Genomic DNA, 14720 nt, shown 5'->3' on the forward strand with positions numbered 1-14720 from the left:
CGGCGGGCGACGCGAATGGCGGGGGACGCGTACGGCGGGCGACGCGAATGGCGGGCGATACGGATGGGGCGCAGCATGCACGCCATCAACCCTCACGTCGCACGCCACGTGAGGACGCCAGCACCGGAACGTGCCCCGGACGGCACACGGCAGACGGCGGCACACGCACCCGACGCCCGGGGGTGCATACGCCGGGCGACCCGAAGCCGCACAGCCCGGGCGGCGGCAACACCGGCACGCACTTCGGACAGCACACAACGGGCGGTGACACGGACACCCGGAGGCCCGCAGACCGGAGGTGTGTGCCCGGGCAGCGTGCGCACCGGGTGCCCCGCACGGCAGGCGGCCCGGTCGTCGCACAGCCCGGACGGGCGCCAGCGCCGGCACACGCGTCGGACGACCCGCGCACCAGGGCGGCGCGCACGGGTGCCGATCCTCACGCGCGCCTTCTGTTCGCCCCGCTCCCCCATCCCTCACGCCCCTTGGTTTCACGTGAAACATGCCCGTGCGGTCGGCTCGCCGACTGCCCCCGGATGTGTTTCACGTGAAACATCGGCGAGCAAGCCGCTCCCATCCACATAGGAACGACACCTACCTACGCCCCCGCTTCGTCGCTGACGAGAGGATGCAAGGCGGGGTGCCGTGTCATGTCCACCCGATCGCACCGCTCATCAGTCAGCGCGGGCAGCCTCGGGTCGACTCAACAGGCCCACGCGAAGGCGCTGTGATCGAGGAAGCAAGCGGCGGGAAGTCACGGAGCCGAGACAACGGGCGGCGGACGGCGATCAGAAGCGGGGCGAAGACGGCGCTGCCTTCGACGAGGTAGATGAGGGAGACGATGAACGGCCGAGCACCCGGACGAGCGAGACGCCAGAAGGAGGCGGAGATGGCGGACGCGCCGGACGCGGGCACCGCCGGACGCGGGCACCGCCGGACGCGGGCACCGCGGGAGGGGTCGTGGGGTCCGGAGGTGCGTGGCGACGGTGGAAGGGGCGGACTGGCGAGAGGCGTCACGACGACGGAAGGGGTGTGCGGTCAAGAGGAGGGAGCGGCGAGGGGCGGGAGGGGGGTGTGAGTCTGGGAGAGGCGTGGCGACGACGGGAGGTCGGGGAAGCGGAGGGTGGCCGACAAGACGAAGGGCGTGTGTTTCACGTGAAACACACGCCCGTTCTACCCTTGAATGCTCACTCCTCAGAATCCCGCATCGCCCGCACAGCCTCCGGAGCCATCGTCCCGATGATCCGCTCAAGGTCGTCGATCGTGGCGAACTCCACGACGATCCGCCCCTTCCGCCGCCCCAGGTCCACCTTCACCTTGGTCTCGAAGTGATCCGAGAGGCGGTCGGCCAGATGGGTGAGGCCGGGGGCGGTGGGCTTGGCGGGCTGGCGCTCCCGGGGTGCCTTCTCGGCCCCCGCGGGGCTGCCCGTGGCGCTGCCCGTGGCGACGATCTCCTCCACCGCTCGTACCGAGAGGAGCTCGGCGACGATGCGCTTGGCGAGCTTCAGTTGCGCTTCGGGGCTTTTGAGCCCGAGGAGGGCGCGCGCGTGGCTGGCGCTGATGACACCGGCCGCCACCGTACGCTGGACTTCGGGCGGGAGGCCCAGCAGGCGGAGAGTGTTCGTGATGTGAGAACGGGAGCGGCCGACCTTCTGGGCGAGCTGTTCGTGGGTCGCCTGGAAGTCGTCGAGCAGTTGCTGATAGGCCGCCGCCTCTTCCAAAGCGTTCAGTTGCTCGCGCTGCAGGTTTTCGATCAGCGCGTCCCGCAGGAGATCGGTGTCCTGGGTGTTGCGCACGATCGCCGGCACCGGATCCAAGCCGACCTGCTGGCAGGCCCGCCAACGCCGCTCCCCCATGATCAGCTCGTACTGACCACCACCCACCGAGCGGACCACGATCGGCTGCAACAGACCGACTTCGCGGATGGATGCCGCCAACTCCTCCAAGCGCTCCAAGTCGAAGACGTCACGTGGCTGACGTGGATTGGGGACGATCGCGGACAAGGCGACCTCTTTGAAGTACGCCCCGGCGATCGGCTTCGGCCCCGTCTCCCCCGTTGAACCGTTCGCAGGGGACGGCGCCGTCCCCGTGCCGTCAACGATGGGACCGGTCGGGATGAGCGCCCCGAGCCCCTTGCCCAATCCCCGCCGCTGCTGACTCACTGCGTCTCCTCATCCAGCCGGTCGATTCCGGTCACTCCAGGAGAGGTTACCGTCGCGGGCCCGACGTAGTGCCCCCTCGCCACACACCGCCCCGTTGGATTTACACCGACACGGTCACGAACCTGCCCAACTCGTGACCGAGCCCCAAGATGCGGATCCAGGGGATGCAGCGGATGCACCCCGTTGTAAGTCCGTGCCCGCCCGCATGAGAGGTGCCCCCAGGGTTGCCGCACGCCGGTGCCCGCACGCCGGTACCCCCACGGAGGTGCCGAACGCAGGTCCCCGCGCGTTGGTGTCCGCCGGAGATGCCGGCCCCGGGTGCCCGTGCGTGGATGTCCCGCACGAGTCTGCCCGCGCGAGAGTGCTCACACACGTGGGTCCCTGCACGCGGGCGCCAGCAGGGCAGCTCTCACATGTGGTCCCTGCACGCGGGCGCCAGCAGGGTAGCTCTCACACGGGATGCCTGCACGGGTGTGCGCAAGACTCACAGTGCGGGCCGTCGGTGATGAAGGTGACGATGACCGGCCCCACATGGGAGTGAGGTGACCCCTCGTCCAGGGCCCCCGCGGGGTACTCGCAAGCGGTGCTCACGCGCGCCATCCGGGTGCGTTTCCATTCCATGCGAAACGCTCAGAGGGCTCCCGACCGCCTGGAGCGAAGTCCTGTGGCACGGTAGGTGACAAGGCAGCACGACCGCGATCAGATCAGGGCCCCGCACACCAGATCGGTGCCAGCACACCAGATCGGTGCCGGACGTCAGAGTGGTGCCGAGCGTCAGAGCGGCTCGGCACGAAAAGAACGGCGTCGCACGACAACGACCGCTCCGCGCACGACCCAGCACATGGCTCCCCCAAAGCGCGCATGACGATGCCGACCACGACGCTATGCACCCATGACGATGCCGGGCCTCGGTGCCGTGGAGCAGACACCTAAATGACCCATGGCCGGGGCGAGGGGCTGACGAGATCGTTTCGTCGGGACGGCGAGTCGCGACACCCGTGACCCGCCCGTCCCCCGCCCAGATCAACCGGCCTCGTGAGGCAGGCTAGCGCGGACGCCCAAGCGTTCTCAGCAGCCGCAACCGCTCACGCAGCCGAGCGGTGAAGGTCAGGCGACGGTGGCGCGGTGGGCTATCTCGCGGGCCGCGTCCATGTACGCCATCGCCCCACTGGATCCCGGATCGTACGTCATCACCGACTGCCCATAACTGGGCGCCTCCGACAACCGCACGCTCCGCGGGATCACCGTGTTGAGCACCGTGTCCCCGAAATGCGCCCGCACTTCGTCGGCCACCTGCGAGGCGAGCCGGGTGCGGCCGTCGTACATCGTCAGCACGATCGTCGACAGGCGCAGCGTCGGGTTGAGGTGGGCCTTGATCAGGTCCACGTTCCTGAGCAACTGCCCGAGGCCCTCAAGGGCGTAGTACTCGCACTGGATCGGGATCATCACCTCGTCCGCGGCGACCAGCGCGTTGACGGTCAGCAGGCCGAGGGACGGTGGGCAGTCGATGATGATGTAGTCGAGCTCCATCGCCTCGTACGCCGCCAGCGCCCGCCGCAGTCGCGCCTCCCTGGCCACCAACGAGACCAGCTCGATCTCAGCACCGGCAAGATCAATGGTGGCGGGAGCGCAAAAGAGGTTCGGCATCTCCGGCACCTGCTTGACGATGTCCGCCATGGGGAGATCGTCCACGAGCACCTGGTACACGTCGGGCACATCGCCACGATGCTCGGTCGCCAGGGCGGTGGAAGCGTTGCCCTGGGGGTCGAGGTCCACCACGAGGACGCGCTGGCCGTGCATCGACAGGGCGGCGGCGATGTTGACCGAAGTGGTCGTCTTGCCCACGCCACCCTTCTGGTTGGCCACCGCGATCACTCTGGTCTGGGACGGGCGCGGCCAGGTGCCGTCGCCATCGCCGGAGGTCTCGCCGGTCTGGGCGGCCGTCTGGGTTGCAGATGTTTCACGTGAAACCACTGAGCTGAGCGCCTCTCGTACCAACGGCGAATCACCGGGGTTCAGGGGGGTCTGGGTCACGTTGGCCATCCTTTCAACCAGTGGTGTGCCGGTGCCGGGAATTTGCTGTCGCGACACGCCCATTTCGGGCCAGCCAACTCCGGTTGGGCTCTCAGACGGACGGTTGTCCGGCCAGCCAAGACCGCTTGACGCGACTGGCACAACCGTCACCTCCTTCGTCGCCGCCTGGCACGCTCCGGCGCGCGACCCGCTACCACCCGAACCAATGTTGCAGGCGGCTCGACCTTACCGTGCCCGACGGTCACAAGCTCGGCCGTTCGTGCTCCACTGGCCTGCAATTGCGACTGCGCCTCGGCGAGTTCACCGGCGGCCCGCTCCCCCTTCATGGCGATCAGCTCGCCGCCCTCACGCAGCAGCGGCATCGCCCACGTCAGGAGGCGGTCGAGCGGCGCGACCGCACGAGCGCTGGCCACGTCGAACTCGCGCTGGCCGGCCAGCTCCTCCGCCCGGCCGCGCAGCACCTCGACGTTGTCGAGCTTGAGCACCCCGACGCATTCCTCAAGAAACACGGTACGACGCAGCAGCGGCTCCAGCAGCGTAACCGTGATGTCCTGCCGGACGATCGCCAGCACCAGCCCGGGCAGCCCGGCGCCGGAGCCGATGTCCACCAGCCGAACCTCCTCCGGTACGGCCTCGGCCACGACGGCGCAGTTGAGCAGGTGGCGATCCCAGATCCGGGGCACCTCCCGCGGACCCAGCAGCCCGCGGACCACGCCGGGTCCCGCGAGCAGCTCGGCGAACGCGCGTGCGCGATCCCAAGCCTCCCCGACGAAGACGTCCCGCGCTATCTCCGGAGGCTCCGGAAGCTCATCGCTCACTGGTCGGTGGCCTTTCTGGGGCTGGTCGCCCATGCTCGGTGTTTCGCTGGAACGGGTTCGCCGCCCGGTCTCGTGACCCCCGACGCGAAAGAAGCGGGGTCAACACGGTAAGGCGACGGTGTCTGAGAGTCCGGTCTTCACCCAAGGCTAAGGGTGAGATCACAAGGGAAGACTATCGGGCCCGGATGAAGGTGGCCTGTGAGCACGCCGTCAGCCAACCCTGGGGGTGCGGCCGTCCCCCGCTGCTACCGGCCCTGCTGAGGGTGACCCCGGCGTGAGTGATCCCCGAGTGGGTGATCGCGGCGCCCGCTGCCGGCCGCACCTCCGTACCGAGACAAAGGCTCCGTACCAGAACAGAGGGTCAGGAACGCGAAACGGCCGTCTACCACGCGCGACGGCGGGCAGACGGCCGGATCGGATGGTGGGACGCGCCTCAGGCGGGCAGGACCACCACGTACCGCTGCGGCTCCTCGCCCTCGGACTCGCTGCGGAGCCCGGCGGCGGCCACCGCGTCGTGGACGATCTTGCGCTCGAACGGGGTCATCGGCTGCAGCGACTTGGGCTCGCCGCGCTCCTTGACCTGGTTGGCGATCTCGGTGCCGAGCTTGGTGAGCTCGGCCCGGCGGCGCTCACGGTAACCCGCCACGTCGAGCATCAGCCGCGAGCGCTCCCCCGTCTGCCGGTGCACGGCCAGACGGGTCAGTTCCTGCAGCGCCTCAAGGACCTCTCCGGCCGGCCCGACCAGCTCCGTGCCCTTCAGTCCGACGACGGAGACCAGGGCACGATCGCCTTCGACGTCCATGTCGATGTCGCCGTCGATGTCGGCGATGTCGAGAAGCCCTTCGACGTAGTCGGCAGCGATCTCGCCTTCCTGCTCCAGCGCATTGAGATCAGGAGCCTTCTCCTGCTCGGCCTCGGTCATGGCCGGCCTCTCCTTCGTGTTCACGACTTCTTGCTGCCGGTGCGCTTGCTGCGGCTCTGCCTGCTCGGCTGCTGTCTGATGATCTTAGGCTCCGGAGGGGGCGGAGGGGCCTGTTCTTCCGGAGTGGTCTTGCGGAGCTTGGCGATCAGACCGGCCTTCGGCTCGACCGGGATCACGTTGCCCTTCGCGTCGTACTGCGGCATCGGGTGGCGGCTGTAGAACCAGTGCTGCTGACCGAGCGTCCACAGGTTGGTGGTGACCCAGTACATGATCAGACCGAGGGGGAAGTTCAGGCTGAAGAAGGCGAACAGCGGCGAGATGTACATGAGGATCTTCTGCTGCTGCGCCATGGGGTTGTCCGGCATCTGCGCCATGGAGCGGGTGACGCTCTGCCGGACGGTGAGGAACGTGGTCAGCGAGCTGACCGCGACGAAGATCCCCAGAACGATCTTGGTCTGGATGTTGCCGGCCCCGAACGTCTGGAGCTGCGCCTCCGACATGAAGAAGTTGGCGGGCAGCGGGGCGCCGAAGATGTGCGCGGCCCGGGCGCTGTCGACCAGTTCCTGCGTCATCCCGTACTTCGCGTGACCGTCGGCCATGTTGTGCAGCACGGTGAACATGGAGATGAAGATCGGGAACTGGGCCACGACCGGGAGGCAGCCGCCGAGCGGGTTGGCGCCGGCGCCCTGGTAGAGCGCCATGACCTCCTGGTTCATCCGCTGCTTGTCGTTCTTGTACCGCTTGCGCAGCTCCTGAACCTTGGGGGCGAGTTCCTGCATCTTCCGCGACGAGCGCATCTGCTTCAGGAAGAGCGGGAAGATCAGGATCCGCATGAACACGGTCAGCGTGATGATCGTCAACGCCCAGGTCAGCCCGCTGTCCGGGTTGAGGACCGTGCTGTATGCAGTATGGATCCAGATGATGACTTGGGCTACGGCTTGGTACAGCCAGCTCAGCCAGGACAGCTCCACCGAGCTATCTCCCTTGCGTTTCGTGGGACCGGACCGGGCGTGGGGGCACCGGGTCAATACCTCCGGGATGGAATGGGTGGCACCGCCCGATGCGCCGGACAGTCAGCCAAATGCCGCGCAATGCTCCATGTACGGCGATCGCTTCGAGTCCGTACGCGCTGCAGGACGGGTAGAACCGGCAGCGTGGACCGAGCATGGGGCTGATGAACGCCCGATAGAACCGGATGGGGACGATCAGCGCCTGGGCCGCCAGGCCCGGCGCCGCCCCTTGCGGTTGCTCCGTCATCTCTGTCCAGCCGTCGAGGACTCGCGCCGCCTGAGCAAACGAGCCAGCGCGAGATCGAGTTCGGCGGCCAGTTGCTCGAATCCCGCGGACGCGGCCGGTGGATTGGCGCGTACCACAAGCAGGCTACCTCGTGGCAGCGCGTCGAGACGGTCCCGCATGAGGTGTCGAAGCCGCCGCTTGACCTTGTTCCGGGTCACCGCGCCACCGACGGCCTTGCTCACGACGAAACCGACCCGGGGTGACTCTTCCCCGGAAATGGTGAAATGCACCACGAGGGTCGGGCGGCCGGCGCGTTTGCCGCGCTTGACCGCCGCCTCGAACTCCTCCCCGCGGCGCATGCGGGATTGACGGGACAGCACCGTATACGTCTAACGCCCGCCGGTATGAGGCACCGGCGGGCTGCTAACGCGAGGGACGATCAGGCCGACAGCTTCTCGCGGCCCTTACGGCGGCGAGCGGCGAGGATGGCGCGACCGGCCCGGGTGCGCATCCGCAGCCGGAAGCCGTGGGTCTTCGCGCGGCGACGGTTGTTCGGCTGGAAAGTACGCTTGCTCACGGGTGGGCTCCAGGCTTGATGGTGCGCCACGAAGGCGCCTAACACTCATGGATGGCCTGCCAAGGAAGCGAGGGCACGGCAAATAGCCGTCGCGTGACAAGCCGACCGTCGTACGTTACGGGGCAAGCACCGTCCAGGTCAAACCGGACCGGTTATCCACTAATCCACAGGCCACTTGTCCACCGCCGGCCCCACGTCCACAGTATGTGTACCCAGCTACCACTAGGCTGTGGACAACGTCTTGAACACAGCTGTGCACATGGATACTGTCGGCCCTTCCAGGCCCGCTCAAGCGCTGTGGACAGTCTGTGGATCTCCTGTGGAGAGCGTGGGCGGGATGCCCGGCCGACACGTGTGGACGAAGGGCCGTCGATCATCAGCGGGCGGTCGTGCCATGTGGATAAACGATCGCGGGGGGCCGCGAGATGGAGGAGGGGAACCGCACCATGAACGGTGTCGACCTCGGCACGGTATGGGCGAGCGCCCTGAGTAACTTCCTCAACGAGAACGTGCCCATCCAGCAGCGCACCTGGCTGTCGATGGTGCGTCCGATCGCCCTGGCCAACGACACGATCGTGCTCGGCGTCCCCAACGACTTCCTCAAGGACCTCATCGAGGGCAAACTGCGCCCGCTGGTCGCGCACGCGCTCTCGCAGGAGCTCGGCCGGACCATGCGCCTGGCCGTGATGATCGACACCACGGCCCCTGAACAGCCGACGGTCGACTCTCATCAACAGCCTGTGACTCAGAGTTATCCCCAGGGTGTGGAGAGTCAGCTGCGTTATGCACAGCCCGCGCAACCGCAGCACAACCCGGCTTCCGAGCCCCCTCAGTTCTATTCTCCACAGCCCGAGCCGCCGCAGATATCCACCGAATATCCACAGCAGGGCTTCTCTTTTGAACAGGCGCAGCCGTACACACCGCCTGTGGAGAAGACGCCGGAACCGGCGCCGAATCGGTGGGAGGCGAAGAGCAACAAGCCCAGCGAACCGGCCAGGCTCAATCAGAAGTACACATTTGAGACATTCGTCATCGGTGCCAGCAATCGCTTCGCGCACGCGGCGGCGGTGGCGGTGGCCGAGTCGCCGGCGAAGGCGTACAACCCGCTGTTCATCTATGGGGACTCCGGGCTGGGCAAGACGCACCTGCTGCATGCCATCGGGCATTACGCCCAGAGCCTGTACGACGGCGCCCGGGTCAGATACGTGAGCTCCGAGGAGTTCACCAACGACTTCATCAACAGCATCCGCGATCACAAGGCCGACGGCTTCCGCGGCCGCTACCGGGCGATCGACATCCTGCTCGTGGACGACATCCAGTTCCTGGAGGGCAAGGAGCAGACGCAGGAGGAGTTCTTCCACACCTTCAACACGCTGCACAACGCCAACAAGCAGATCGTCATCTCCAGCGACCGGGCGCCCAAGCAGCTCATCACGCTGGAGGACCGGCTGCGCAACCGGTTCGAGTGGGGCCTGATCACCGACGTCCAGCCGCCCGAGCTGGAGACCCGGATCGCCATCCTGCGCAAGAAGGCCATCCAGGAGGGCCTGGCCGCGCCGCCCGAGGTGCTCGAATACATCGCCAGCCGCATCTCCACCAACATCCGTGAACTGGAGGGCGCGCTGATCAGAGTCACCGCGTTCGCCAGCCTCAACCGGCAGGGCGTCGACCTGCAGCTGGCCGAGGTCGTGCTGAAGGACCTCATCACCTCGGAGTCCGACACCGAGATCACCATCGCGGCGATCATGAACCAGACCGCTCAATACTTCGGCATCAGCATCGACGACCTGTGCGGCACCTCCCGCAGCCGGGCGCTCGTCAACGCCAGGCAGATCGCGATGTACCTCGCCCGCGAGCTGACCGAGCTGTCGCTGCCGAAGATCGGCCAGCAGTTCGGCGGCCGCGATCACACCACCGTGATGCACGCCGAGCGCAAGATCCGGTCACTGATCGCGGAGCGCAGGTCGATGTACAACCAGGTCAACGAGCTGACAATGCGGATCAAGCAGACACAGCGTGGATCTTGAGTTCATACACAGCCTGTGGAAAACGCTGTGGACCAGCGCAAACGCAAAAATTCACTCGCCGTTCGCCCGGCAATGGTGGGAAAAATCCGTCCACAATGGCTGGGGACAAGGGTGGGGACATCCTGGGGAGAACCTGGGGACTACCAGTGGACAGCGTGTGGACAGACTGTGAACAACGGATCTGGGGCTCCAGAAGGGCCCGTTTTACCCCGTGGACAACCTGTGGAAACCTCGTGGATAACCCCGGTCTTACGGTGGATGAAGGCACCATGATCTGGGGACGGCCTGTGGGCGAAGAATCGTCATCCCCAGGCGCGGAAGTTCTCCCCAGGCGTCACCCACATCCCCAGTGGATGAAAATATGGCCGCTGACCAGCCAAGACGCCGGTTGTCCACAGTTCCCACAGCCCCTAGTGTGATGACCTCTATATCTCTAACTAGGAAACTCAAAGACCCATAGAGGGGTTCTCCCGGAGCGCGAGTCCGGGAGGGTGGATCCTTGAGATCCTTGAATCAACGACGACCCAGGAGGCTGATGACCGTGATGTTCCGAATCGAGCGAGACGTCCTCGCTGAGGCGGTGGCATGGACGGCACGCAGCCTCCCGGCGCGTCCATCGGTGCCCGTTCTCGCCGGCATGCGCCTTGAGGTCACGGAGGGGACGCAGCTCAAGCTCTCCGGATTCGACTACGAGGTCTCCGCCGAGGTGACGCTGGAGGTCCACACGGGCGAGCCGGGCGTCGTGCTGGTCTCGGGCAAGCTGCTCGCCGAGATCACGCGCGCCCTTCCCGCACAGCCTGTGGACTTCGTGGTGGACGGAGCCAAGGCCGTCGTCACGTGCGGCAGCGCCCGCTTCACCCTGCTGACCATGCCTGTGGAGGACTACCCGTCCCTGCCGGCCATGCCCCCGGCCGCCGGCCGCGTCGGCAGCGACGTGTTCGCCTCCGCCGTCGGCCAGGTCGCCGTCGCCGCGGGCCGCGACGACACGCTGCCGATGCTCACCGGCGTACGGATGGAGATCGAGGGCGACACGGTGACCCTCGCCGCGACCGACCGCTACCGCCTGGCCGTGCGCGAGCTCAAGTGGCAGCCGGGCCAGCCCGACTTCTCCGCCATCGCGATGATCCCCGGCAAGACCCTCGCCGACACGGCCAAGGCGCTCGGCGCGACCGGCGCGGAGGTCGAGATCGCGCTGAGCTCCGCCGGAGGCACCGGCGAGGGCATGATCGGCTTCTCCAGTGCCGGACGCCGTACGACGACGCGCCTGCTCGACCCCGAGTTCCCGAAGTACCGCTCGCTGCTGCCGACCGAGTTCTCCGCCCGGGCCGACCTGTCCACAGGCCCGTTCGTCGAGGCGGTCAAGCGCGTGGCCCTGGTCGCCGAGCGCAACACGCCCGTACGCCTGGCGTTCAAGAGCGGCGAGGTCGTGCTGGAGGCCGGCAGCGGCGACGAGGCGCAGGCCGTCGAGGCGCTTCCGGTGGATTACGAGGGAGATGAGATGAACATCGCCTTCAACCACCAGTTCCTGCTGGAAGGTCTCGGGGCCATCGACTCCGACGTCGCGCGGCTGCAGATGACCACGTCCACGAAGCCCGCTATCCTCACCGGTGGCAAGCCTGTGGAGGACCAAGCCACCACGGACTACCGTTATCTGATCATGCCCATCCGCCTGTCAGGCTGAACCGGTCGTCGGGAATGATGGAAGCCTGACAAGGGGGTAGAGGACAGTCATGCAGATCGGCATGGTGGGATTGGGCAAGATGGGCGGCAACATGGCCGAGAGGCTGCGCCGCGGCGGTCACGAGGTGATCGGCTACGATCGCGACCCGGCGGTCAGCGACGTCGGCAGCCTCAAGGAGCTGGCCGAGCGCCTCGAGACGCCGCGTGCGGTCTGGGTCATGGTCCCGGCGGGCAAGGCCACCCAGAGCACCATCGACGATCTCGGCGAGCTCCTCAGCGAGGGCGACCTCGTGGTCGACGGCGGAAACTCCCACTATGTGGATGACCAGAAGCACGCCGCCGAGTTGTCCAAGAAGGGCATCGGCTTCGTCGACTGCGGCGTGAGCGGCGGCGTCTGGGGCCTGCAGAACGGCTACGCGCTCATGTGCGGCGGTGACAAGCCCGACGTCGACCGCCTCATGCCGATCTTCGACACGCTCAAGCCTGAGGGCGAGGACGGCTTCGTCCACGCCGGCGACGTCGGCGCGGGCCACTTCGCGAAGATGGTCCACAACGGCATCGAATACGGCATGATGCAGGCCTTCGCCGAGGGCTGGGAGCTGCTCGAAGCCTCCGACGTGGTGAAGGACGTCAGGGGTTCCTTCAGCAGCTGGCGCACCGGCACCGTGATCCGCTCCTGGCTGCTCGACCTGATGGTCAGGGCGCTCGACGACGACGAGCACCTCGAACAGCTGCGCGGCTACGCCCAAGACTCCGGCGAGGGCCGGTGGACGGTGCAGGCCGCGGTCGACCACGCGGTCCCGCTTCCTGTGATCACCGCCGCGCTCTACGCCAGGTTCGCCTCGCGGCAGGACGACTCCCCCGCGATGAAGGTCGTGGCGGCGCTGCGCAACCAGTTCGGCGGCCACGCCATCACCTCGGCCGAGGGCGGCACCGAGAAGGGCGCCGACTCCCCCGGCGCCGACGTGAAACCGCCGCGCGAGGCCGAGCGCTGACCGTCAGGGCCGCTCCCTGCTCCGGAATCCCGCGCCGCTGGCGTCCGGCAGCGAGGTTTTCCACAACGGCCAGGGTTTTCCACAAGAACGCATGCCGGTGACCCCGGTGACCCGCGAGGCCCACTAACCTTCGTGGGGTGCATGTCGCCCACCTCTCGCTGACCGACTTCCGGTCCTACGCGTCCGTGGAGCTCGGCCTGGAGCCGGGCGTCACGGCCTTCGTGGGGCCCAACGGCCAGGGCAAGACCAACCTGGTCGAGGCCCTCGGCTACGTCGCGACGCACTCCAGTCACCGGGTGGCGGGCGACGCGCCGCTCGTACGGCAGGGCGCCACCAGGGCGATCGTGCGCTGCGCCGTCCAGCGGGACGACCGGCGGGCGCTCATCGAGCTGGAGATCAACCCGGGCCGGGCCAACCGCGCCCGGCTCAACCGCTCCCCCGTGTCCAGGGCCCGCGACGCCGTCGGCCTGCTGCGCACCGTCCTGTTCGCCCCCGAGGACCTGTCGTTGTCCAAGGGCGACCCGTCCGAGCGCCGCCGCTTCCTCGACGACCTGCTGGTGGCCAGGGCCCCCAGGTTCGCCGGGGTCCGCGCCGACTACGACCGCGTGCTGAAGCAGCGCGGCGCCCTGCTGCGCACGGCCGCGCAGGCCCGCAGGGGCAGCAGGAGCGCCCGGCGGCAGGAGGGCGACAGCGGGTTCGCGGCGGGCGGCGCGGGCGACGTGCTGAGCACTCTGGAGGTCTGGGACGCCCACCTCGCCCGGCACGGCGCGGAGTTGCTGCGGGCCCGGCTCGAGCTCATCGAGGCGCTGCGTCCGCTGGTGGCCGGGGCCTATGCCGCGCTGGCCCCGTCGAGCGCTCCGGCGACCCTCGCCTACCGCAGCACGTTGTCCACAGGCGGGGACCAGGGTGAGGGTGATCAGGAGGGCGAAGTCCCCGGTGAGCGGGGATCTTTCGATACACAGACGTTATCCACAGACTTGGGGAAAACCCTTGAAGAACGTCTGCGGGAGCGGCTATTGGAGGTCCGCCAGTCGGAGCTCGACCGAGGCGTCACCCTCGTCGGGCCGCACCGCGACGACCTGATCCTCGGTCTCGGCGACCTGCCCGCCAGGGGCTACGCGAGCCACGGCGAGTCGTGGTCGTTCGCGCTGGCGCTCCGGCTGGCCGCCTACGACCTGCTGCGGGCCGACGGCGGAGACCCCGTGCTGATCCTCGACGACGTGTTCGCCGAGCTCGACAGCCAGCGGCGGCGCCGGCTGGCCGAGATCGTCGCGCCGGCCGAGCAGGTGCTGATCACCGCGGCCGTGGCGGACGACGTGCCGGGGGAGCTGGTGGGAGGCAGGTACGACGTCGCGGAAGGGAGCGTGACCCGTGTCCGATGACGACAAGCCCGGCGTCGGCGCCGGGCCGCAGGCGGGCGGCGCCGCAGGCGCCCCAGGCGGCACGAGCGGGTCCGGGGACGTCGGTAACGGAGCCGCCGGATCCGGGGCCGGTCGTCCACAGGCTGAGGACAACGGCACGGTGGCCAGGGGCGTGGCGCTGGCGCGGGAGAAGCTGGCCCAGGCCAAGGCCGACGCCGCCAAACGCGGTCAGCTCCCCCGGCGCGAGCCCAGACGCAAGGCGGCGGGGCCGCGCAGAGACAGCGGCGATCCCCAGCTCTTCGGCCGCGCCATCGCCGACCTGCTGGCCGACCGCGGCTGGGAGCGTTCCGCGGCGGTCGGCGCGGTGTTCGGGCGGTGGGCCACCATCGTCGGCCCTGACCTGGCCATGCACACCAGACCCGAGTCCTTCGACGACGGAGAGGTGCTGATCGCGGCCGACTCGACGGCCTGGGCGACGCAGGTGCGGCTGCTCGCGCGCACCCTCGTGCGCAGGCTCAACGAGGAGCTCGGCGACGGCACCGTGACGAAGGTCAAGGTCAGGGGCCCGCAGAACGCGCCCCGGCCGTCGGGCGGGTTGCGGGTGACCGGAAGCCGGGGTCCCGGCGACACCTACGGCTAGCCTGCCAAGGGCGATCAGACCGCCGCAGACGCGATAAGCCCCCTTTCCGGAGGGGGGATGCTCGGCAGGGGGCAAAACGAGCTAGAGGGCATCACAGGCGCGTTCATTGCCACCTTGACCCTCCGGAAGCGGTAGAATGAAAAAGGATTCCGGACACGTCCGCTTGCGTGTCACCCCGGCAGCAAGCCGACTCTCCCGGGTGACCGCGCATCGGGGCACTCACGACGGTGACGGGCACGGCAGGGGCAGCTTTCGAACGTTGAACGCCTAC

The 14720-nt window shown here is 68.1% G+C and carries 13 protein-coding genes; 5 read left to right on the forward strand and 8 right to left on the reverse strand.

Translation table 11 applies throughout. The features are described 5' to 3' along the window. Positions 1–1184 precede the first annotated feature (1184 nt). The 8 genes from ABFX54_RS26980 to rpmH form a co-directional block, all read right to left on the reverse strand. Positions 1185–2159, reverse strand: a complete 975-nt coding sequence (locus tag ABFX54_RS26980) for a ParB/RepB/Spo0J family partition protein (protein WP_346109206.1) — start codon at positions 2157–2159, stop codon at positions 1185–1187. Positions 2160–3266: 1107 nt separating this feature from the next. Beyond that, on the reverse strand, positions 3267–4202 hold the full coding sequence (locus ABFX54_RS26985) for a ParA family protein (RefSeq protein WP_346109299.1): 936 nt from the start codon (positions 4200–4202) through the stop codon (positions 3267–3269). A gap of 137 nt (positions 4203–4339) precedes the next feature. Continuing rightward, positions 4340–5044, reverse strand: a complete 705-nt coding sequence (gene rsmG / locus ABFX54_RS26990; RefSeq protein WP_346109207.1) for a 16S rRNA (guanine(527)-N(7))-methyltransferase RsmG — start codon at positions 5042–5044, stop codon at positions 4340–4342. Positions 5045–5444: 400 nt separating this feature from the next. Further along, positions 5445–5933 carry a Jag family protein gene (locus ABFX54_RS26995; protein WP_346109300.1) on the reverse strand — a complete coding sequence of 163 codons (489 nt, stop codon included), beginning with the start codon at positions 5931–5933 and terminating at the stop codon, positions 5445–5447. Positions 5934–5953: 20 nt separating this feature from the next. Further along, a complete protein-coding gene (gene yidC, locus ABFX54_RS27000; RefSeq protein ID WP_346109209.1) occupies positions 5954–6904 on the reverse strand; it encodes a membrane protein insertase YidC in 951 nt (316 codons plus the stop codon). Positions 6905–6908: 4 nt separating this feature from the next. Next, positions 6909–7190, reverse strand: a complete 282-nt coding sequence (yidD, locus tag ABFX54_RS27005; RefSeq protein ID WP_346109211.1) for a membrane protein insertion efficiency factor YidD — start codon at positions 7188–7190, stop codon at positions 6909–6911. Next, on the reverse strand, positions 7187–7549 hold the full coding sequence (rnpA, locus tag ABFX54_RS27010) for a ribonuclease P protein component (protein ID WP_346109213.1): 363 nt from the start codon (positions 7547–7549) through the stop codon (positions 7187–7189). The genes yidD and rnpA overlap by 4 nt, the downstream gene beginning before the upstream one ends. Before the next feature lie 59 nt (positions 7550–7608). Next, the gene (gene rpmH / locus ABFX54_RS27015) at positions 7609–7746 is read right to left on the reverse strand and encodes a 50S ribosomal protein L34 (protein WP_043614899.1); all 138 of its coding nucleotides are present in this window, start codon (positions 7744–7746) and stop codon (positions 7609–7611) included. Between the two features lie 446 nt (positions 7747–8192). On the opposite strand from rpmH, the gene dnaA reads away from it, so the two are divergent. From dnaA to ABFX54_RS27040, 5 genes are all read left to right on the forward strand, one after another. Next, on the forward strand, positions 8193–9773 hold the full coding sequence (gene dnaA, locus ABFX54_RS27020; RefSeq protein ID WP_346109215.1) for a chromosomal replication initiator protein DnaA: 1581 nt from the start codon (positions 8193–8195) through the stop codon (positions 9771–9773). Between the two features lie 541 nt (positions 9774–10314). Continuing rightward, positions 10315–11454: a DNA polymerase III subunit beta gene (dnaN, locus tag ABFX54_RS27025; RefSeq protein ID WP_346109302.1), complete on the forward strand. Its 1140-nt coding sequence runs from the start codon at positions 10315–10317 to the stop codon at positions 11452–11454. Positions 11455–11503: 49 nt separating this feature from the next. Next, complete coding sequence (gene gnd / locus ABFX54_RS27030) at positions 11504–12448, forward strand: phosphogluconate dehydrogenase (NAD(+)-dependent, decarboxylating) (RefSeq protein ID WP_346109217.1); 945 nt, start codon at positions 11504–11506, stop codon at positions 12446–12448. A gap of 137 nt (positions 12449–12585) precedes the next feature. Beyond that, a complete protein-coding gene (gene recF / locus ABFX54_RS27035) occupies positions 12586–13830 on the forward strand; it encodes a DNA replication/repair protein RecF (protein ID WP_346109219.1) in 1245 nt (414 codons plus the stop codon). Further along, entirely contained in the window at positions 13820–14449 is a 630-nt protein-coding gene (locus tag ABFX54_RS27040) for a DciA family protein (protein WP_346109221.1), read from the forward strand. The genes recF and ABFX54_RS27040 overlap by 11 nt, the downstream gene beginning before the upstream one ends. Positions 14450–14720: the final 271 nt, after the last annotated feature.

The organism is Nonomuraea maheshkhaliensis (assembly GCF_039529435.1).
In the GTDB taxonomy this organism is placed as follows: domain Bacteria; phylum Actinomycetota; class Actinomycetes; order Streptosporangiales; family Streptosporangiaceae; genus Nonomuraea; species Nonomuraea maheshkhaliensis.

What these genes read in the sequence shown, in the direction of transcription:
- ABFX54_RS26985 (WP_346109299.1), bottom strand. Translation starts at nt 4,202, where the DNA reads ATGGCCAACGTGACCCAGACCCCCCTGAACCCCGGTGATTCGCCGTTG.
- rsmG (WP_346109207.1), bottom strand. Translation starts at nt 5,044, where the DNA reads ATGGGCGACCAGCCCCAGAAAGGCCACCGACCAGTGAGCGATGAGCTT.
- ABFX54_RS26995 (WP_346109300.1), bottom strand. Translation starts at nt 5,933, where the DNA reads ATGACCGAGGCCGAGCAGGAGAAGGCTCCTGATCTCAATGCGCTGGAG.
- yidD (WP_346109211.1), bottom strand. Translation starts at nt 7,190, where the DNA reads ATGACGGAGCAACCGCAAGGGGCGGCGCCGGGCCTGGCGGCCCAGGCG.
- dnaA (WP_346109215.1), top strand. Translation starts at nt 8,193, where the DNA reads ATGAACGGTGTCGACCTCGGCACGGTATGGGCGAGCGCCCTGAGTAAC.
- gnd (WP_346109217.1), top strand. Translation starts at nt 11,504, where the DNA reads ATGCAGATCGGCATGGTGGGATTGGGCAAGATGGGCGGCAACATGGCC.